This window comes from Muriicola sp. SD30, assembly GCF_041205185.1.
Lineage (GTDB): Bacteria > Bacteroidota > Bacteroidia > Flavobacteriales > Flavobacteriaceae > Muriicola.
Genome location: NZ_JBGEWB010000002.1, coordinates 342,233 through 361,648 on the forward strand (window position 1 = coordinate 342,233; position 19,416 = coordinate 361,648).

Genomic DNA, 19,416 nt, shown 5'->3' on the forward strand with positions numbered 1-19,416 from the left:
TACATTAACAATACCTTAACAGTCCTTTCTTACAACAGGAGTTTTCAAGTGGTCACTTATTCATCTGCTTGTGCAATTATATGTATCTTACAGGGACAGATCAGCCAGATAAAAACCAAGAGTATGAAAGCCATCATTTTCAGCTTTCTCTTCACTTTAAGCTTTCCCGGATATGGGCAGGACATCGCAGTAGTTAATTCAGAAAAAGCCTGGTCACCACTTTTCAGTGAGGAGGCACCACTCTCCATCAAACTTAAGTATTCTAACAAGCAGGTAAAGAAGGAAACCAATGACAGTACTTACCTCGCTTCTATGATCTGGTATAAGGCGGGAAATAACTGGGATTCCCTCTCGGTTAAACTAAGGGCAAGAGGAAATTTCAGACGAAAAACCTGTTATTTCGCTCCCCTAAAATTAAAATTCTCTAACTCCAGGATTGAAGGAACCCCCTTTGAAGGCAATAGGAAACTCAAATTAGTTCTTCCTTGTCTGCTAGACAGAAATACCAGTGATTATGTACTAAGGGAATACCTTGCTTATAAACTATACGAAATTCTGGCCCCCTATCATTTTAAAACCCGCCTTACCGAAATATCTCTTGTTGAGGCAAAAGGCAGGCGGGAGGTCTCACATAGCGTATTGGGATTCCTTATTGAAGATATGGACTATTTAACGCTGCGATATAAAGGGCAGGAGATAAAACGACTTATCCATCCACTGCAACACGATCCTATCTCCTCCATCCAGAACTCTTTTTTTCAGTTTATGATTGCAAACACCGACTATTCTACCAAGCAACAACACAATCAGAAACTTCTGTTCACCAACAATAAAATTATTCCTGTCCCATACGATTTTGATATGTCCGGGCTGGTCAATGCTCCTTATGCCGCCGTAACCAACATACAGAATTTATCCGGCTCCATTTCGATGGTTACAGACAGAATCTATAAAGGATATGAGCGCGAAGAGGCATATCTGGAAGAGGTGAGGCAGGCCTGCCTGGCGAAAAAACCGTTTATGCTCAATGAAATTGTCAAAATAAAAGATCGGTTTCAGGATCCGGGTCAGTACAAAGAAGCTGCCGATTTTATCACCTCCTTTTTTGATATACTGGAAGATGATAAAAAATTTACAAAACAGATTCTGGGTAGGTTAAGAACCCGCTAGACTTCTGTTTGCCGGCTCCTCCCTGTCGATAAATTTCTGGTAATGGTCGTATCGTTGAAAGATCTGTTCAACATATTGAAAAGGCTCCAAACCTCTTACATAACCGAACTTAACTACCTCATGATTGTAATTTTTAGGAAAACTCAGGGCCAGGATCATCTTTTCCACATGATCGTCCCAGATACTGTCTTTCAGCCCTTTTTCACGTGCCAGGTTCTGGGCATCCAGAACGTGACTATACCCACAGTTATATGCTGCCATTGTAAATTTAATACGCTGAACGGTGTCTTTCACTTGTGCAAAATTCCGATATAGCTGCCTTAGGTATTTAGAGCCAGCGCGGATCACCTCTCCGGCATCGGCAGTTTCGGTTACTCCTAAATCCTGTGCAGTTCCTGGCATAAGCTGCATGAGTCCCTTTGCACCGGTCCAGGATTCTGCATTCGGATCGAAACGGGATTCCTGATAAATGAGGGAGGCCAGTAACCGCCAGTCCCACCCCAGTAACTTGGAGTTCTCCTTGATAATAGGATCGTACCGACTGATTTGTTTTTGGTTAAGGCTGTAAAATGGGCTATTGACCCTTCGTCTGAAACTCCTTTTATTTTTAAAATACTTGTTGTAGATAACGTAATAGTCGGTTTCCTTTTTTTCTTTTTTAATCCACTCATTGGTCGCCTTTAGCAATTGCTTTGCTTCGGGCCTTAAAGCCCAAGCAATGCGCTGGGAGAAACTCAAAGGAACCGACACATCCAGATTAGGGTAGTAGGATGCATTGATGGATGCCAGGTTTTTATCCGCCAGGGTATATTTAATCTCCCCTTCTGCTACCATTTTTATTATTTCATCGGTAGCGTAATTCCCGGTTAAAGTATCAATGATGATTTCACCCCCGATTTCACGGGAAAGATTTTTTATCCTTTTAAAATAGGAGGAGTTTTTTCGGACAGAAACGGTATCCCCGATAAGTTCTATGGGATCACTCACCATCCTCTCCCGGATGTTGTCTAGGGTCATTTTACGCCAGCTATCAGGCTTGCGCTGCACCAATACCTGTTCTGTGATATAAAGGTATTCGGCAAAAGAGACTTCCCGTTTACGCTCAGCAGTAATTGCCAGACCGTGGGCCACAATGTCTACTTCGCCTTTTTGAAGTTCGTCCAGCATTTCGTCCAGGTCACGGGAAACGTGAAGCACCAGTTCTACCCCAAGGTCGTCGGCAAGTCGTTTGAGCAATTCGTATTCATACCCCATGGGTTGGCCCCGATAGAGAAAATAACTCGTAGCACTATAGGCAATAAGTGCATGTAATTTTCCATCGGCCTGTATCTCTGCCAGGTCTCTTTTTGCCTGCTTTACTGGTTGAGTACTATTTTTCCCCACTTTGTACTCTTTACAGGAGAACAACAGCAGGCAACACAGCAATAAAGATCTCTTGAAATAGTTCATGATACAGGGAAGCTGAAACCTAAAGTCCAGCAAATCAATGGGTAAAATACTAAAATTTACGGAATGACTATCTAAACAATAGAATTAAAGCACCCAGAGCGGTAAGGAAAAGTATCATTTTTCTGTAGAAAGCTTCCCGGATGATCCTTACAAGTCGCACCCCAAAAAAGAGCCCCAGCACCACCCCCGGAAGAAGTTTGGCATTGATAAGCAGGGTATCGAAAGTGATGGTTTTCCATACCAGGATATGAAAAGGCAGTTTAAAGAGGTTGATAATTAGGAAAAGCCAGGCCGCGGTTCCAATAAATTCATTTTTTGGAATCCTCATTGCAAGAAAAAAGATATTTGAAAAAGCCCCGGCCAGATTCCCGATCATGGTCGTGATTCCGGCCATGATTCCCATTATTCCAGCAAAACCCCAATGTGTGGGAACTACTTTAGACTTGCGCATATCCCACCAGGTCATCATTACCACACTGCCCAATATTACGATTACCATAGCCACTTTAAAAGTGTCTTCAGGAAGGTCGTTTCCCAGTATCACCCCGAGGACTACTCCACTCATCATCCAGGGGAGGAAACGACGGATATATTTCCATTGGGCGTGCTTGTTGTAATAGGCCACCGCAAATATATCGCCCATAACAAATAATGGCACCAGCAGACCAGTTGAGGCGCGTGCCCCAAAAGCCAGGGCCATGAGGGTAATAATGATAACTGCAATGCCTTTTACACCTGCCTTGGAGATACCCAGTACAAAAGAGGCTAAAAAGGCAAGAATCCAGGAGGTAAAGGTAATTTCCACAGTTGATTAGTCAGTTAGCCCTAAAAGGAAAGGGTAAAGGTATTCCAAAAAATAATATCTTTAACCGCCAACCATCGCACTCCCATATGGAACTCAGCACTCTGGATTATAGTTTTATCATTGTTTTCTTCTCCACTGTCCTTGCTATAGGGATCATAGTTTCTAAAAAATCAGGTAAAAATACTTCTGAGTTTTTTCTCAGTGGCAGAACCATGCCATGGTGGTTGCTGGGACTCTCTATGGTGGCAACTACTTTTTCCACAGATACTCCAAATCTGGTTACAGACATTGTCAGGACAAATGGAGTTTCAGGGAACTGGGTATGGTGGGCATTCCTTATTACGGGTCTGCTTACCGTTTTTGTATACGCCAAACTCTGGAGGAAGTCGAATGTAAATACCGACCTTGAATTCTACGAATTGAGATACGGTGGAGCGGCAGCCAGCTTTCTCAGAAAATTCAGGGCCATCTATCTGGGGGTGATTTTTAATGTAATTACAATGTCTGCCGTAACTCTGGCAGCAATTAAAATAGGAGGAATTATGCTGGGCCTGGAGCCATGGCAGACTGTGGTAAGTGCCGGACTCATCACGGTTATCTTCAGTGCTCTCGGTGGCTTTAAAGGGGTGGTTTATACCGATTTCCTCTTGTTTTTTGTCGCCATGTCTGGAGCCATAGGGGCGGCCTATTACTTGGTGAATATGCCCGAAGTAGGGGGAATAGCTGCTTTAATGGCCAATGAAAATGTCACCGACAAACTCTCCATCCTCCCTGATTTTAGTAATACCCAGGCGCTTATTACACTTTTTATTATTCCTTTGGCGGTACAGTGGTGGAGTTCCTGGTATCCCGGTGCCGAACCCGGAGGGGGAGGTTATATTGCCCAGCGGATGCTGGCAGCAAAAAATGAAAATCACGCCATTGGTGCCACCTTCTTTTTTAATATCATGCACTATGCCTTACGACCATGGCCGTGGATACTGGTAGCCCTGGCCTCCCTGGTGGTTTATCCGGACATAGCCAGTATTCAGGAAGCATTTCCCACTATTGCTGACGACAAATTGGGGCACGATCTGGCTTATTCCGCCATGCTGACAAAACTCCCGAGCGGATTGCTGGGCCTGGTACTCGCCTCCCTTATTGCCGCCTACATGTCGACGATCTCTACTCAGCTCAATTGGGGATCATCCTATATCGTATATGATTTTTACAAACAACAGATAAATCCCGATGCATCGGAAAAGCGACTTGTTGCCGTGGGCCGGATCTCCACAGTGGTGCTAATGGTCTTTAGCGCGGCACTTGCCCTGCTGTTGCAGAATGCGTTACAGTTGTTTGAGGTATTGCTGGTATTTGGGGCCGGTACCGGACTTATCTTTATCCTCCGATGGTTTTGGTGGCGGATCAATGCCTGGAGTGAAATCACGGCAATGTTTGCTTCCGGGATCATCTCCCTCGTTTTAAAACTTACTCCCTTCGGCGCCTTTTTATTCGCCCCGGAGTCAGGCGTTTTCCCCGACTGGTCTGAATACATCTTTGTGGTGGTAGTAACAACAGCAATTTGGATGGCGGCTACGTTTTTAACTCAACCAGAATCGAAGGAAGTACTCCGTTCCTTCTACATGAAAATACAACCCGGAGGCCCGGGCTGGGCAAAAGTGGTACGTGAGGCAGAGAATGATAAACAGCGAATTATCACTACCGATGAGAAATGGAGCGTCCCCGCGGGTATTACCGCTATGTTGTTGGGCTGTGTGCTGATTTATACCATTATGTTTGCTACCGGATACTGGATTTACGGAAAGGTTGTCCCTGCAGGCATACTAACAGTAACTGCGATTGTCGCCGGATTCCTGCTGACGAAGGTTTGGAATAAAATGAAAGGAACTATTTTATAATATTTATGAAAGATAGAATCATATCGGTAGATATTTTCAGGGGGCTGACCATCGCTCTGATGATATTGGTAAACACGCCCGGAACCTGGGAGTACGTATTTCCCCCTTTGCGACATGCTGAATGGCATGGGTATACACCAACAGACCTGGTCTTTCCCTTTTTCCTTTTTATCGTTGGCACATCCATAGTTTTTGCATATCGCAATAAAGAACCAAATACGGCCACATACAGGAAGATTTCAGTGCGTACGCTGAAACTGCTGGGCCTGGGATTATTTCTGGGGGCATTTACAATATCTTTCCCCTTTATCAAGGACTTTGCAGAAATCAGATTCCCGGGTGTGCTGCAGCGGATAGGAGTGGTGTTCTTTTTTGCCGCTGTACTCTTTCTCAATTTCAACTGGAAAGTAATTCTGGGGATCACAGTTACCATTCTTGTGGGTTATTGGATATGGCTGGGATTTATCCCTCTAAATGGGGAAGCGCCAACCTTTGATCGGGCACCGAATAACTGGGCAAATTTTGTAGACCTTCAGGTTTTTGGTACGCATATGTACAAGGAGGATTACGATCCTGAAGGCTTGCTATCCACTTTTCCTTCTATAGCTTCATCTCTGCTGGGTATTTTCACAGGCCTCATCCTGATCTCCCAACGAGCAAAAAAAGAACTTCTTCTGCTACTCCTGGGGATTTTGATGCTGCTTCTCGGTTATATCTGGGACGTTGCATTTCCCATCAATAAGGCATTATGGTCTAGTAGCTTTGTTTTGGTTACGGCAGGATGGGCCAATATTTTCCTGGCGCTGATCTATTTTCTCACCGACGTGAAGGGAATACAATTTGGGAGTATTTTCAAATATACTGGAGCCAATGCCATCACCGTATATTTCCTTTCGAGTTTTGTCACCAAGCTTTTCTATTCCATACAGGTGGAGGAGGGCCTTTCACTTCACGGCTGGATCTACAAAAATATTTATGTCCACTCCTTCCTCTCAGGAGAGGTGTCATCTTTGTTGTACGGACTTTCGGTAATGGGATTTTATTTACTTCTGGCCCTTTTTATGTACCGAAGGAAGATTTTTATAAAGGTTTAAGAGAGCAGAACTTCTACCCAGCACCTGGATTGATATTCTTCTTAAAAGCCCAGGAAAGAAAATCGGGAAAAACATTGGCCCAGGTGGGCAGGTCGTGTTTGCCGCCAGGGATTTCCACATAGGTGATTTTTCCGGGAAATGAATAGCCTTTTAACTGGAGTTCTTTGATCAGGTCGAGGGTATCGTCTATAGAATCGATGATACCATTGTGATTTCTATCTGCTTTCTCATCCTGAGTTCCACACTGGAACCAAAAGGAGAGATGTGGGGAATACTTCCCTTCTTTTACCAGATCGAGTACAATACGACTTCGGTCTTCGGGGTCCTTTCGTGTATAGGGTTTTTTACGCCACCAGAATGAGCCACTGAACACCCCCACTTTCCCAAATTTGTCTGGGTGTTGGTACGCGATGTCAAACGCAGAAAGTCCGCCCAGGGACATACCGCAAAACACCCAGTCTTCTGCCCGGGAACTGGCCCTGAATTCTTTCTTTAATAAAGGAATAAACTCTTCGGTGACGAAACGGGAATACAAATTGGCTTTTGCGCCCCGCCCTTTATAATCTGCTATCCCGGCGGTACCGTATTCCTGCATTCTGTTTTCGTCGGTTTCCAGGCCCACATATAGAAAAGGCAGAAGTTTCTTGTTCTGGTACGCTTCTGTGATGATTCGCTCCAAACCAAGGGCGGTATAATCCTGACCATCGTTCATAAGAAGTACAGGAAAATGGATATCTGAGTTTCGGAAAGAAGGTGGGGCCACCAATCTAAACCGCACTTTTCTTTTTAAGAAACGGGAAGAAAAGGATCCTTTTAAACTGATGTGATCAACATTAAAAATCATTCTGTCATTTTAAAGGGAGCAAGTATAAGGAATCCTCTGAATTTAAGCAGAGTATATCCAAAAATAAAATACCTTTGCGCACCAAAAATTTATTGGTATACTAAGAAATTTAGGTTAAATTATCTCATGGCATCCATTCAATATATTCAGTATTATTCAAATACTCTGGAACGGAACATAAATCTGGAAATAACCGGGCATTGGGGATATCCCATTCTTATGTTTCCTTCTTCTTACGGGAGTTTTACACAAAACAACGATTTTGGCCTCAATGGATCTGTGATGAATTTTGTTGAAGAAGGCCGGATCAAACTGTACAATGTGGAAACTATTGACGGGATGAGTTTCTATGCTGAAAACATGTCTTCTGAAACCAAGATTCACAATTATGAATTGTATATGCAATTTCTGAAGAACGAGCTTATCCCCTATATCCAAAAGGAGTGCAATACACATCGCATCGGAGTTGCCGGGGTGAGTTTCGGGGGATACCACGCAGGAAATACCGCCTTTAGGTTCCCCGATCTGGTTTCACACATGTTCACCATGTCAGGGGTATTTAACATCCGCAATTTTGTGCCCTTATCCGACGATATACGGATTTATTACAATTGCCCTGATGAATTTATGCAAAACGAAGAAAGCTGGAAGTTTCAACATATGAATCTGGTCCTCAGCACTTCAGACTGGGATAGTTGTAAGCCAAAAAATGTTCATATGGCAGGTATACTCGAGTCAAAAGGGATACCTTACTGGTACGATGAGAAAAAATGGATAGATCACGACTGGCCATTGTGGAAAATGGCATTTCCGGAATACATTGGCCGATATTTTTAATCTTAAACACTAAGAATCATGATAAAAAGAGTTGGAATATTATTTGGAATGGAAGACACCTTTCCCTGGGCTTTTATTGACAAGGTAAATGAGCTGGGAGAAGGGCAGGTAGTTGCAGAGCCCGTTATGATCGACAAGGTGCAGCAGGGAATTGATTACGGCTATCATGTGATTATCGATCGTATTTCACAGGAGGTACCCTTTTACAGGGCATATCTGAAAAATGCTTCTCTTATGGGAACCGCGGTGATCAACAATCCGTTTTGGTGGAGCGCAGATGAGAAGTTCTTTAATAATTGTCTGGCGATGCAAATAGGGGTTCCTGTACCTAAAACAATACTACTCCCTTCCAAATCTCGCCCGGATGACACCACCGAAAAGTCGTTTCGCAACCTCAAAGCTCCTTTAGATTGGGAATATATTTTTAATTATATAGGATTTCCGGCTTATATGAAACCTCATTCAGGGGGTGGATGGAAAAGCGTTTACAAGGTGAATGATCCGGATGATCTTTTTGCCAAGCATTCCGAGACAGACCAACTTGTGATGATGTTGCAGGAGGAAATCGTTTTTGATGATTACTATCGAGTGTATTGTCTGGGACAAAAATATGTGCATATCATGCCTTATGAACCCAGGAACGAGTTTCATTTAAGGTATGTAACAGAGCCAAAAACAACGGGTGCAGAACATCAGAAACTGATGAAGACCATCCACGATTATACTATCAAACTCAACAAGGCACTGGGGTATGATTTTAATACCGTGGAATTTGCCGTGAGAAATGGAATTCCTTACGCCATTGATTTTTGTAACCCGGCCCCGGATGCAGATATTCACTCTGTTGGGGAAGGGAATTTTAAATGGATCGTGGAACACTCGGCCAAGTTTGCTATTGAGAAGGCCCTTGCACACAAAGAAAATTCGAACAATAGTTCCTGGGGAACCTATGTGCAGCAATGTATTGCTCCTACGGTGCAAAAAGTACCCAAGCCGCCATTGAAATCGGCAGCACAGGTTAAAAGATCGGCGGTAAAGAAAACATCCATCACAAAAAGCAAGGCTAAAAGTTCAACTTCCAAGACTACATCAAAAAATACAGGGAAGAAGACGCCGCCAAAGAAAAAGTAAGCCCACCATTAATCCGCGATCATGAAAAAATTCACCTTAGGCATAGAAGAAGAATTCCAGATTTTAGATAGCGAAACGTATACGCTGAGGTCGCATATGTCTAAGATCCTTGAGGGGGGCAAAGTATTCCTTAAGGAACGCATAAAAGAGGAGATGCACCAATCGGTGATTGAAATGGGGACCAATGTCTGTGAGAATATCACACAGGCAAGGGAGGAGGTTTCATATCTCAGACAACAGGTGATTGAACTTGCCGACAAAGAGGGATTAAAAGTGGCAGCTGCTGGAACTCATCCTTTTTCGATGTGGAGTGAACAACACATTACGCCTAATCCGCGATACGATGAATTGATCGCAGAAATGAAAGACGTGGCCAGATCCAACCTTATTTTTGGTATGCATGTTCACGTTGGGATCCCTAACAGGGAGGAGGGACTGCAGATCATGAATGTGGCGCGATATTTCCTGCCACACCTTTATGCTCTTTCTACTAACTCCCCTTTCTGGGAAGGCAGGGATACCGGTTTTAAGTCGTTTCGTTCCAAGATTTTCGACAAGTTCCCGAGAACAGGCATTCCTCCCTACTTTGCCAGTGTGGCTGAATATGACAAATTTGTCGATGTGCTGGTTAAGACCAATTGTATAGACAACGGAAAAAAGATATGGTGGGATATCAGGTTACACCCCTTTTACCCTACTGTGGAGTTCAGGGTTTGTGATATGGTTATGACAGTGGATGAAGTAACCTGTATAGCTGCATTGATGCAATGTATCATTGCTAAATTGCATAAACTGCACCAAAAGAATCAGAGCTTCAGATCATACAGGCGCGTATTGATCAATGAGAATAAATGGCGTGCGGCCCGATGGGGCATAGAGGCCAAGCTTATCGATTTTGGAAAGGAAGAAGAGGTTCCTTTTAAGATTTTGATCACTGAGCTGCTCGATTTTGTAGAGGACGTTGTAGATGAACTGGGATGCAGGAATGAAGTAAACTATGTTTATCAGATGCTGGAACAAGGATCAGGGGCAGACCGGCAACTAAAAGTATTTAACGAAACCAACGACCTGAAAGAAGTAGTAAAATACATAGTGGGAGAAACGGCCAAAGGCCTATAAATGAAGAAGAGCACATTATCACTTATCGTTATTCATCCTACTGGGATAAAATTCAGAAATTTATGCATTCAACATATAAGATAGCCATCCTCGATATGAATGCGGGGCAACCCAACGAAGGGATGCGCTGTATTAAATTGCTGGTAGAACAGTTTTTAGATCGGGATGATATTCAGGGGGATTACCAGATCTTTGATGTTCGCGTACATCACGAACTTCCGGAAATTGAGGACTTCGACATCTTTATCGCCTCCGGAGGACCAGATTCTCCCAAGCCAAAAGGAGAGAAGTGGGAAAAGAAATTCTACCGGTTTCTCGATGCTATTTATGATCACAACCTGCTTGAGGAACGCAAGAAATATTTATTCCTGATCTGCCACTCTTTTCAGGTGGCAATTGGGCATTGGAAATTGGCAAAAGTGACCAAAAGAAAATCCACTGCATTTGGCATTATGCCCGTTCATAAAACAAAAAAAGGGAAGAAGGAATATTTACTCGATGGTCTGCAAAATCCATTCTACGCTGTGGATTCGAGAGATTACCAGGTTGTTAAACCTAAAAAGAAACGACTTAAAAGTCTGGGGTGCACTGTTCTGTGCAAGGAAAAGAAAAGACCGCATGTTCCCTTGGAACGGGCCATCATGGCGATACGTTTTTCAAAAGAGATCGTTGGGGTTCAATTCCATCCTGAGGCAGATTCGGAAGGAATGATGCGCTATTTTAAAAGGGCTGATAAGCGTACACATATAATCAAACACCACGGGAAAAAGAAATATCTGGATATGATGACCCACCTCGATGACGATGATAAAATCCTGAGGACAAACAGGACTATCATTCCCAAATTTCTGCAGCAGGCCGCAGATGCCATTGACCATCAAACCCCTGTCTCTGTATGATACCTAAAATTAGAGAGGCTTTTAACGCCGGGTTTCACGAGGCCCATTACGAAAAGCTTCAAAAGGAGGTTTTAGATACTTTTGGGGAGCCATGTCCTTTCCGTATTTCAGAAACTCCGGTCTTTATAGACCGGGAAATGAGAGAAAAAGTGCATGCCGCCTGCAATGCCATCCTGGAACAATTGGATGACCTGGAATTCGAAGCTGTCAGGCAACGCTTTATGCCTAAACAACTACATTCTCCTACCCCGGTGGGCAATCCGCATTTTCTGGGGATCGATTTTGGGATTTGCGAAGATGAACATGGAAATCTGAGTCCGCAACTTATAGAATTACAGGCATTCCCTTCCCTGTTTTGTTATCAGCCCTTTCTCGCCAAAGCGTATCAAAAGTGCTATCCCAACCTTCCTGAGAATGGCTTTCATTATTTTTTAGGAGGTCATACAGAAGAGACATATTTCAATACCCTCAGAGAAGTGATCCTGGGAGACGAGGATCCGGAAAATGTCATTCTGATGGAGATATACCCAGAAAAACAAAAAACCCGGATCGATTTCTCTGCAACCCAACAGGCCTTGGGAATTGATGTTGTATGCATGACAAGGGTGATCAAAGAAGGGAATAAGCTCTATTACGAAAAGGAGGGTCGGAAAATCAGGATACATCGCATATACAATCGTGTGATATTTGATGATTTGTATCAGTTTAAGGACCTGAAGACCAACTTCAACATGTTTGACGATCTCGATGTAACCTGGATTACCAACCCCGACTGGTTTTTTATGATCTCCAAATGTATCATGCCTATGCTCTCTCATGAAAGCGTCCCTGATTCATATTACCTCGATGAGATCCCAAAGGACATAGACCTGGCGCAATACGTTCTCAAACCCCTTTTCTCTTTTGCGGGAAAAGGTGTGAACCTCGAGCCAACTTGGGAATTACTCAATTCTATACAAGACCGGAAAAACTATATGTTGCAGAAAAAGGTCACCTATGCTCCGTTGATTAAAACCAAAACCGACAAAAGTGCAAAGGTAGAATTGCGCATCCTCTATATCTGGAATGAGGCGGAGGGAAAATTAAAGCCGGTGATCAACCTCACAAGGATGGGGAAAGGCCCAATGATCAATGTTTCTCACCTTACTAATGACACCTGGATAGGGTCTTCCATTAGTTTCTTTGAAAATTAGGGAGCGTCTAATTTAATTCATTGGTTTTTCAGGAGTCGGGCAACGTATTTCCCGATGACATCAAATTCAAGATTCACCCTGCTGCCGGTTTTGTATTGTTTAAACCGGGTATTCTCATAGGTATACGGAATAATGGCAACGCTAAAGCTGTCTTTTTCAGAATCAACCACGGTAAGACTAACTCCATCCACAGTGATGGAACCCTTTTCAATGGTCACTTGATCTGCCTTGGCCGGGTAGCTGAAGGTAAAGTACCAACTCCCATCTTTTTGTTCAATTTTCGTACATGTCCCGGTGGTATCTACATGGCCCTGGACGATGTGGCCATCGAGGCGGGTACCCAGAATCATTGCGCGCTCAAGGTTGACAAGGTCGCCGGTTTTGAGATCACCCAGATTTGATTTTAGCAGTGTTTCCTCGATAGCTGTTACCTGATATTCATCTTCTTCAATTCCTACTACCGTAAGGCAAACACCATTATGAGATACGCTCTGATCAATCTTGAGTTCTGTTGCCAGTTGGGAAGAGATCGTAAGGTGCAGATTGCTTCCTTCCTGTTTTAGTTTTGTGACCTTACCAAGGGTTTCTATAATTCCTGTAAACATCTCAGGGGATTTAAAAAAGAGGTTTTTTCGCTACCGGGAAGGTCTTTATACCTTATTTTTGAACTAAATAAATCGAAATGCCGGCAGCGGCAATTTCGAAAGTCAAAGGTAAGGCAAAGACCAGATATATGAAGAAGGAAAATGTAAATATTACAGTAGGGATCTCTGTGGGAGACCTCAATGGCATTGGCTGTGAAGTGATTCTGAAGACATTTGAGGACAGCAGAATGCTGGAGCTGTGCACTCCGGTTATTTTTGCTTCCAATAAAACAATTAGTCAGCAGAAAAACGACCTGGGAATTAATATTACTTTTCACGGTGTGGAGCGAGCGTCTCAGGCTATCGCAGGGAAGATCAATGTTGTAAATGTCTGGAAGGAAACTCCTTCCATTGAATACGGAAAGGCTACTGAAGAGGCAGGAAAATATGCGATCCGTTCCTTAAAAGCTGCTGTAAAAGCACTTCAGAATAATGAAATTGACATTTTGGTAACGGCTCCGATAAACAAAAAGAATATTCAGGCCGAAGACTTCAACTTTCCCGGTCATACCGACTATCTGGCCCGCGAACTCGGGGGGGAAAGTTTGATGTTCATGGTCACAGATTCCCTGAAAGTAGGGCTTCTCACTGATCATGTAGCGGTTAAGGATGTGGCACAGAATATTACTTCCAAGCTGATCAGAAATAAGATCGATATTATAGAGAAAAGCCTGAAAATGGATTTTGCGATAAGGAAACCAAAGATTGCCATGCTGGGGATCAATCCTCATAGCGGAGACGATGGGGTAATTGGGAAGGAAGATGATGAGGTTTTAAGACCCGTCATCAGAGAAATGGTCGACAACGGAAAATTGATTTTCGGTCCTTATGCTGCAGATAGTTTTTTTGGTTCTGATGTTTATAAGCAATTTGATGCTATCCTGGCGGCATACCACGACCAGGGACTAATTCCATTTAAGACCCTGTCCTTTGGACGGGGCGTGAACTTTACGGCGGGATTGAACCGGGTCAGGACTTCCCCGGATCACGGCACTGCATATGAAATAGCAGGCAAGGGCCAGGCAGATGCAGGTTCCTTCAAGGAAGCAGTATTCATGGGGATAAAGATTTACAGGAACCGAAGGGACTACGAAGAGATTTCAAAAAATCCATTGAGGAAGCAAAAAGCAAGAGCTTCTTAGAGATTACCCGATATTTGGCAACTTCTTCACGGGAATAGGCCTAAATAATTGACAAATTGATTTGCAATTGGCAAAAATAATTTATCTTTGCACGCCTTAAACGATTGTAGACAATGACGACGCATAAGGAATTTACAATTCCTTTTTCAGGATTAAAAGAAGGGGCACACTCGTTTGAGTATCAAATAAATAATTCGTTCTTTGAATCTTTTGAGTACTATGAGTTTAATGAAGCCGATATTTCGATAAAGGTTCATTTTAACAAAACGAGTACGGTAATGGAACTGGAAATGGAAGCTCAAGGTACTGTAAATGTTGCCTGCGACCTTACCAATGAACCCTTTGATCAGGAAGTTTCGGGATCTTTACCGCTTGTTGTAAAGTTCGGAGAAGTTTACAATGATGAGGATGATGAGATCCTGGTTATTCCTCATGGGGATCATCAGATTAACATTGCGCAGTATATTTACGAGATGCTTGTACTTGCTGTTCCACAAAAACGAATTCACCCAGGGGTGGAAGACGGAACGCTTAAGTCGGAAGCTTTAAAGAAGCTCGAAGAATTGCAGCCAAAAGAATCAAATAACAACGACAACAATACGGATCCCCGATGGGATGCTTTAAAAAATTTACTAACGGATAAATAAAAGTCACGATGGCACATCCTAAAAGGAAGATTTCCAGAACCAGAAGAGACAAAAGAAGAACACATTATAAGGCTGTAGCTCCAACCCTTGCAAAAGATCCAACTACCGGAGAAGTACATTTGTACCACAGGGCTCACTGGCACGAAGGCAAATTATACTATCGTGGACAGGTGCTTATTGACAAAGCGGAAGAATCGGCTTAAGTTTGTATATGATATCTAAGACTCCCATTAGCCACAATGGGAGTTTTTTTATGGACTTTTGCCATAGACTGAAAAAGTAGCACTTTAGTCAAAAAGTCATAAAAAATCACTATTTTTCAACACTTTTGGAGCATTTTTGAAGGTTTCCGTATAAAAAACTCTTGTTCGCATGACCAAAATTACAGCAGCGATTACAGCTGTGGGGGCCTTTGTGCCAGACTACAGGTTAACCAATAAGATCCTGGAAACCATGGTGGAAACCACAGATGAATGGATTACCACCCGTACAGGAATAAAAGAACGCAGGATTCTCAAGGATAAAGACAAAGGCACTTCCTATATGGCTATAAAAGCCGCTGAGAATCTGATAGCGAAATCCAATATCGATCCTGCTGAGATAGATCTGGTTCTGTTGGGGACGGCCACTCCCGATCTTCCTGTTGCATCCACAGCAGTATTTGTGGCTACTAAAATAGGGGCAGTAAATGCCTTTGCATACGATATACAGGCAGCCTGTTCTAATTTCCTTTTTGGAATGTCTACGGCAGCTCGCTATATAGAATCAGGGAAGTACAAAAAAGTACTTTTAATAGGGGCAGACAAAATGTCGTCCATCCTCGATTATACTGATAGGACAACCTGCATTATCTTTGGTGATGGAGCGGGCGCAGTTTTGTTTGAACCCAATACTGAAGGGCTGGGGTTACAGGATGAGTACCTGAGGTCTGATGGAAATGGAAGAGAGTTTCTGAAAATTGAAGCTGGGGGTTCTCTTCTGCCACCCTCAGAAGAAACAGTTAAGAACAAACAACATTACGTTTTCCAGGATGGGAAGTCTGTTTTTAAATTTGCTGTTTCCAATATGGCCGATGTAGCTGCCCTTATTATGGAAAGGAATGAACTTTCACACGATGACGTACAATGGTTGGTTCCTCATCAGGCGAATAAGCGAATTATAGATGCCACATCAAATCGGATGGGACTTGATCCTTCCAAGGTGATGATGAACATTCAGCGATATGGCAATACTACATCTGCTACCTTACCGCTCCTATTGAGCGATTATGAAAAGCAGTTGAAAAAAGGAGATAACCTGGTGTTTGCTGCTTTTGGGGGCGGTTTTACCTGGGGCTCCATTTATTTAAATTGGGCGTATAACTAAGCAAGAACTAATCAAATAAGAATTCCATGGATATTAAAGAGATTCAAAGCTTAATTAAGTTTGTGGCTAAGTCAGGTGCCAGTGAAGTAAAACTGGAAACGGACGAAATCAAGATCACTATAAAAACAGGGAGTGCAGATTCCGGAGGGGAAACCACCTATATTCAACAACTTCCTCCGGCAATGGCACAGGCGCCAGCTCCTGCAGCAGCAGCTGCACCAGCCCCGGCAGCCGAAACACCAGCGGCAAAAAATGAGGAAGACTCGAAGTACGTAACTATAAAGTCTCCAATCATCGGAACTTTCTACAGGAAACCTTCCCCCGATAAACCATCTTTTGTGGAAGTTGGAGATTCTATCGCTGTAGGCGACGTACTCTGTGTTATTGAGGCAATGAAATTGTTCAATGACATAGAATCTGAAGTATCAGGAAAAATTGTAAAAGTTCTTGTGGATGATTCCTCCCCTGTGGAATTTGATCAGCCACTTTTCCTGGTAGACCCATCCTAGTACATAATAACAGATCCGGGGCCGTATCATGCCTGAGAGAAAGAAAAGACTGTCCTGGTCATTCAAAATGAGGTAATTATGTTTAAGAAAATACTTATTGCGAACAGAGGTGAAATTGCCCTTAGAATTATTCGTACCTGTAAGGAAATGGGGATTAAAACCGTCGCTGTTTATTCTAAGGCCGACGAAGAAAGTCTTCACGTTCGCTTCGCCGACGAGGCAGTTTGTATAGGGCCCGCTCCCAGTAGCGAATCTTACCTGAAAATTCCAAATATTATAGCCGCGGCAGAAATTACCAATGCAGATGGAATCCATCCGGGATACGGCTTTTTGTCTGAAAACTCCAAGTTCTCAAGAATCTGCGCTGAACACGACATCAAATTTATAGGAGCTACAGGGGAACAGATCGACAGAATGGGAGACAAGGCCACTGCTAAGGAAACCATGAAAAAGGCTGGAGTGCCCTGCGTCCCTGGATCAGAGGGAATATTAAAAGATGTTCCAGATGCGATAAAGACAGCTAAGAAAGTAGGTTACCCGGTAATGATAAAAGCCACCGCCGGTGGTGGGGGAAAAGGTATGCGTGCTGTTTGGAAAGAAGAAGACATGGAAGCCGCTTTTAATAGTGCTGTAAAAGAAGCTACTGCAGCATTCGGAAATGGTGGAATGTACATGGAAAAACTTATCGAAGAACCCCGCCATATTGAGATTCAGGTTGTGGGAGATCAGTTTGGTAAGGCCTGCCACCTCTCGGAAAGAGACTGTTCTATTCAGCGACGACATCAGAAACTAACAGAGGAAACCCCATCTCCCTTTATGACCGACAAGCTCAGGGAAGACATGGGGAAAGCCGCCATCAAGGCAGCAGAGTATATAAAATACGAAGGAGCAGGAACCATAGAATTTCTGGTAGACAAACACCGTAAATTCTATTTCATGGAAATGAATACCCGAATTCAGGTAGAACACCCTATTACCGAACAGGTTGTAGATTATGACCTGATCAGGGAACAGATTCTGGTTGCAGGCGGTGTACCGATTTCAGGGAAAAATTATTATCCAAAATTACACGCGATTGAATGCAGGATCAATGCGGAAGATCCCTATAATGGATTCAGACCTTCTCCGGGAAAAATCACCACCTTACACACCCCGGGAGGACATGGAATACGCCTGGATACACATGTTTACAGCGGCTATACTATTCCGCCCAATTATGATTCAATGATTGCCAAGCTGATCACCACTGCACAGACAAGGGAAGAGGCGATTAATAAAATGAAAAGGGCTCTGGATGAATTTGTGATCGAAGGAATCAAAACCACTATCCCTTTCCACAGACAATTGATGGATCATCCTGATTATCTGGCTGGTAATTATACCACTAAATTCATGGAAGATTTCAAAATGAATCCAGAAGCAGAAAACAACTAAATCATACTCCGGCTATTGCCGGAGTTTTTGTTACCATGAACCTTAGCCATTGGGAATACAATACCTGGTTTAAAGATATCGATTATACCGTTGTCGGAAGTGGTCTTGTTGGCCTGTCCTGTGCTCTGGAATTGCGCGATAAGTATCCTTCAGCAAACATTATTATTTTGGAAAGAGGAGTCCTGCCTCAGGGGGCTAGCACCAAAAATGCAGGATTTGCATGTTTTGGGAGTATTTCGGAGATACTGGACGACCTCAACCATCACAGTCCCGAAGAAGTTCTCGCTCTGGTTCAAAAGCGCTACGAAGGAATAGAATTGTTGCGATCTACCCTCGGGGATAAAGTCCTCAAATATCAACAACTTGGCGGGCATGAACTTTTTTTGGACAAGGATGACGAACTTTTTGAACAATGCCGTGAAGAACTCGATAGGGTAAACAAACTCCTGTTCCCCGTTTTTAATAAGCAAGCTTTTGAATTATACCCAAATACTTTTGGTTTTCAGAAAGTGAAATCAAATTTTATTACCAACCCTTTAGAAGGACAGATCGATACAGGAAGTATGATGGCCGCCTTGCTGTCGAAAGTACAAGCCTCAGGGATTAAAATATTTAATGCCATGGAGGTATCCGGTTTTGAAGAGGATGATGGTGGAATAAGCGTAGTTACAGATAACTTTGAGTTCAGAACAGAGAAATTACTGATTGCAACCAACGGATTTGCCGGTAATTGGGTAGATGCTGACTTGGCTCCTGCCAGAGCGCAGGTCCTGATTACTAAACCTATACCCGGACTTCAAATTCGGGGGACATTTCATCTCGACAAAGGGTTTTATTATTTCAGGAATGTAGAAGACAGGATCCTTTTCGGCGGCGGGCGTAATCTTAATATTAAAGGGGAAGAAACACAGGAATTAGGTATTACAGATCAGATACAGACGGAACTTGAACGCCTTTTAAGCGATGTGATCCTCCCCGGCACTTCTTTTGAAATCGAACGGCGATGGAGCGGAATCATGGGGGTTGGTTCGCGGAAAATGCCCATTTTAAAAAGATTATCGGAACGCATTGCTTGCGGGGTCCGACTCGGAGGCATGGGAATAGCTATCGGATGTAGTGTAGGCCGGGATCTTGCCAGACTTGCATAGCCATCATAGCTCTGCCGGGGTTTCTTCAGATCAGTATCTGTGGAAATGTGTATTTTAGTTGAACCGGCTCTTTCAAAAATCCGGAAGT

19 protein-coding genes are annotated in these 19,416 nt (G+C 43.3%); 15 read left to right on the forward strand and 4 right to left on the reverse strand.

The window, feature by feature from the left end; genetic code table 11:
• Window positions 1–123 precede the first annotated feature (123 nt).
• Window positions 124–1,170 (forward strand): hypothetical protein, encoded by a 1,047-nt coding sequence (locus AB8P51_RS06585; protein WP_369747995.1) that lies wholly within the window; start codon window positions 124–126, stop codon window positions 1,168–1,170.
• On the opposite strand, the gene AB8P51_RS06590 is transcribed toward AB8P51_RS06585, so the two are convergent.
• Together AB8P51_RS06590 and AB8P51_RS06595 are read right to left on the reverse strand one after the other, a co-directional pair.
• Window positions 1,156–2,619, reverse strand: a complete 1,464-nt coding sequence (locus AB8P51_RS06590) for a transporter substrate-binding domain-containing protein (RefSeq protein ID WP_369747996.1) — start codon at window positions 2,617–2,619, stop codon at window positions 1,156–1,158. The genes AB8P51_RS06585 and AB8P51_RS06590 overlap by 15 nt on opposite strands.
• A gap of 67 nt (window positions 2,620–2,686) precedes the next feature.
• The gene (locus AB8P51_RS06595) at window positions 2,687–3,424 is read right to left on the reverse strand and encodes a sulfite exporter TauE/SafE family protein (RefSeq protein WP_369747997.1); all 738 of its coding nucleotides are present in this window, start codon (window positions 3,422–3,424) and stop codon (window positions 2,687–2,689) included.
• Between the two features lie 86 nt (window positions 3,425–3,510).
• On the opposite strand from AB8P51_RS06595, the gene AB8P51_RS06600 reads away from it, so the two are divergent.
• Window positions 3,511–5,322 (forward strand): sodium:solute symporter family protein, encoded by a 1,812-nt coding sequence (locus AB8P51_RS06600; protein ID WP_369747998.1) that lies wholly within the window; start codon window positions 3,511–3,513, stop codon window positions 5,320–5,322.
• 5 nt (window positions 5,323–5,327) lie between these two features.
• Window positions 5,328–6,416 (forward strand): acyltransferase family protein, encoded by a 1,089-nt coding sequence (locus tag AB8P51_RS06605; RefSeq protein ID WP_369747999.1) that lies wholly within the window; start codon window positions 5,328–5,330, stop codon window positions 6,414–6,416.
• Window positions 6,417–6,429: 13 nt separating this feature from the next.
• On the opposite strand, the gene AB8P51_RS06610 is transcribed toward AB8P51_RS06605, so the two are convergent.
• Window positions 6,430–7,260 carry an alpha/beta hydrolase gene (locus AB8P51_RS06610; protein ID WP_369748000.1) on the reverse strand — a complete coding sequence of 277 codons (831 nt, stop codon included), beginning with the start codon at window positions 7,258–7,260 and terminating at the stop codon, window positions 6,430–6,432.
• A gap of 126 nt (window positions 7,261–7,386) precedes the next feature.
• Here AB8P51_RS06610 and AB8P51_RS06615 point away from each other — a divergent pair, with 126 nt between their 5' ends.
• From AB8P51_RS06615 to AB8P51_RS06635, 5 genes are all read left to right on the forward strand, one after another.
• Window positions 7,387–8,097 carry an alpha/beta hydrolase-fold protein gene (locus tag AB8P51_RS06615; protein WP_369748001.1) on the forward strand — a complete coding sequence of 237 codons (711 nt, stop codon included), beginning with the start codon at window positions 7,387–7,389 and terminating at the stop codon, window positions 8,095–8,097.
• A gap of 18 nt (window positions 8,098–8,115) precedes the next feature.
• A complete protein-coding gene (locus AB8P51_RS06620) occupies window positions 8,116–9,228 on the forward strand; it encodes a RimK family alpha-L-glutamate ligase (RefSeq protein WP_369748002.1) in 1,113 nt (370 codons plus the stop codon).
• Between the two features lie 21 nt (window positions 9,229–9,249).
• Entirely contained in the window at window positions 9,250–10,347 is a 1,098-nt protein-coding gene (locus AB8P51_RS06625; RefSeq protein ID WP_369748003.1) for a carboxylate-amine ligase, read from the forward strand.
• Window positions 10,348–10,409: 62 nt separating this feature from the next.
• Complete coding sequence (locus AB8P51_RS06630; RefSeq protein WP_369748004.1) at window positions 10,410–11,246, forward strand: type 1 glutamine amidotransferase; 837 nt, start codon at window positions 10,410–10,412, stop codon at window positions 11,244–11,246.
• Window positions 11,243–12,439 carry a hypothetical protein gene (locus AB8P51_RS06635; RefSeq protein WP_369748005.1) on the forward strand — a complete coding sequence of 399 codons (1,197 nt, stop codon included), beginning with the start codon at window positions 11,243–11,245 and terminating at the stop codon, window positions 12,437–12,439. The genes AB8P51_RS06630 and AB8P51_RS06635 overlap by 4 nt, the downstream gene beginning before the upstream one ends.
• Window positions 12,440–12,456: 17 nt before the next feature.
• On the opposite strand, the gene AB8P51_RS06640 is transcribed toward AB8P51_RS06635, so the two are convergent.
• Complete coding sequence (locus AB8P51_RS06640; protein ID WP_369748006.1) at window positions 12,457–13,044, reverse strand: riboflavin synthase; 588 nt, start codon at window positions 13,042–13,044, stop codon at window positions 12,457–12,459.
• A 128-nt stretch (window positions 13,045–13,172) separates the two neighbouring features.
• Between AB8P51_RS06640 and pdxA the strand changes: the two genes are divergently transcribed.
• From pdxA to AB8P51_RS06675, 7 genes are all read left to right on the forward strand, one after another.
• Window positions 13,173–14,225, forward strand: coding sequence for a 4-hydroxythreonine-4-phosphate dehydrogenase PdxA (pdxA, locus tag AB8P51_RS06645; protein WP_369748007.1), 1,053 nt, complete (start codon window positions 13,173–13,175; stop codon window positions 14,223–14,225).
• 113 nt (window positions 14,226–14,338) lie between these two features.
• Window positions 14,339–14,872: a DUF177 domain-containing protein gene (locus tag AB8P51_RS06650; protein ID WP_369748008.1), complete on the forward strand. Its 534-nt coding sequence runs from the start codon at window positions 14,339–14,341 to the stop codon at window positions 14,870–14,872.
• A gap of 8 nt (window positions 14,873–14,880) precedes the next feature.
• On the forward strand, window positions 14,881–15,075 hold the full coding sequence (gene rpmF, locus AB8P51_RS06655; RefSeq protein WP_369748009.1) for a 50S ribosomal protein L32: 195 nt from the start codon (window positions 14,881–14,883) through the stop codon (window positions 15,073–15,075).
• A gap of 169 nt (window positions 15,076–15,244) precedes the next feature.
• Window positions 15,245–16,237 carry a beta-ketoacyl-ACP synthase III gene (locus AB8P51_RS06660; protein ID WP_369748010.1) on the forward strand — a complete coding sequence of 331 codons (993 nt, stop codon included), beginning with the start codon at window positions 15,245–15,247 and terminating at the stop codon, window positions 16,235–16,237.
• Between the two features lie 26 nt (window positions 16,238–16,263).
• Window positions 16,264–16,746, forward strand: coding sequence for an acetyl-CoA carboxylase biotin carboxyl carrier protein (accB, locus tag AB8P51_RS06665; protein ID WP_369748011.1), 483 nt, complete (start codon window positions 16,264–16,266; stop codon window positions 16,744–16,746).
• Window positions 16,747–16,824: 78 nt separating this feature from the next.
• Window positions 16,825–18,180: an acetyl-CoA carboxylase biotin carboxylase subunit gene (gene accC, locus AB8P51_RS06670; RefSeq protein ID WP_369748012.1), complete on the forward strand. Its 1,356-nt coding sequence runs from the start codon at window positions 16,825–16,827 to the stop codon at window positions 18,178–18,180.
• 35 nt (window positions 18,181–18,215) lie between these two features.
• Window positions 18,216–19,328, forward strand: coding sequence for an NAD(P)/FAD-dependent oxidoreductase (locus AB8P51_RS06675; protein WP_369748013.1), 1,113 nt, complete (start codon window positions 18,216–18,218; stop codon window positions 19,326–19,328).
• The last annotated feature ends 88 nt before the right edge of the window (window positions 19,329–19,416 follow it).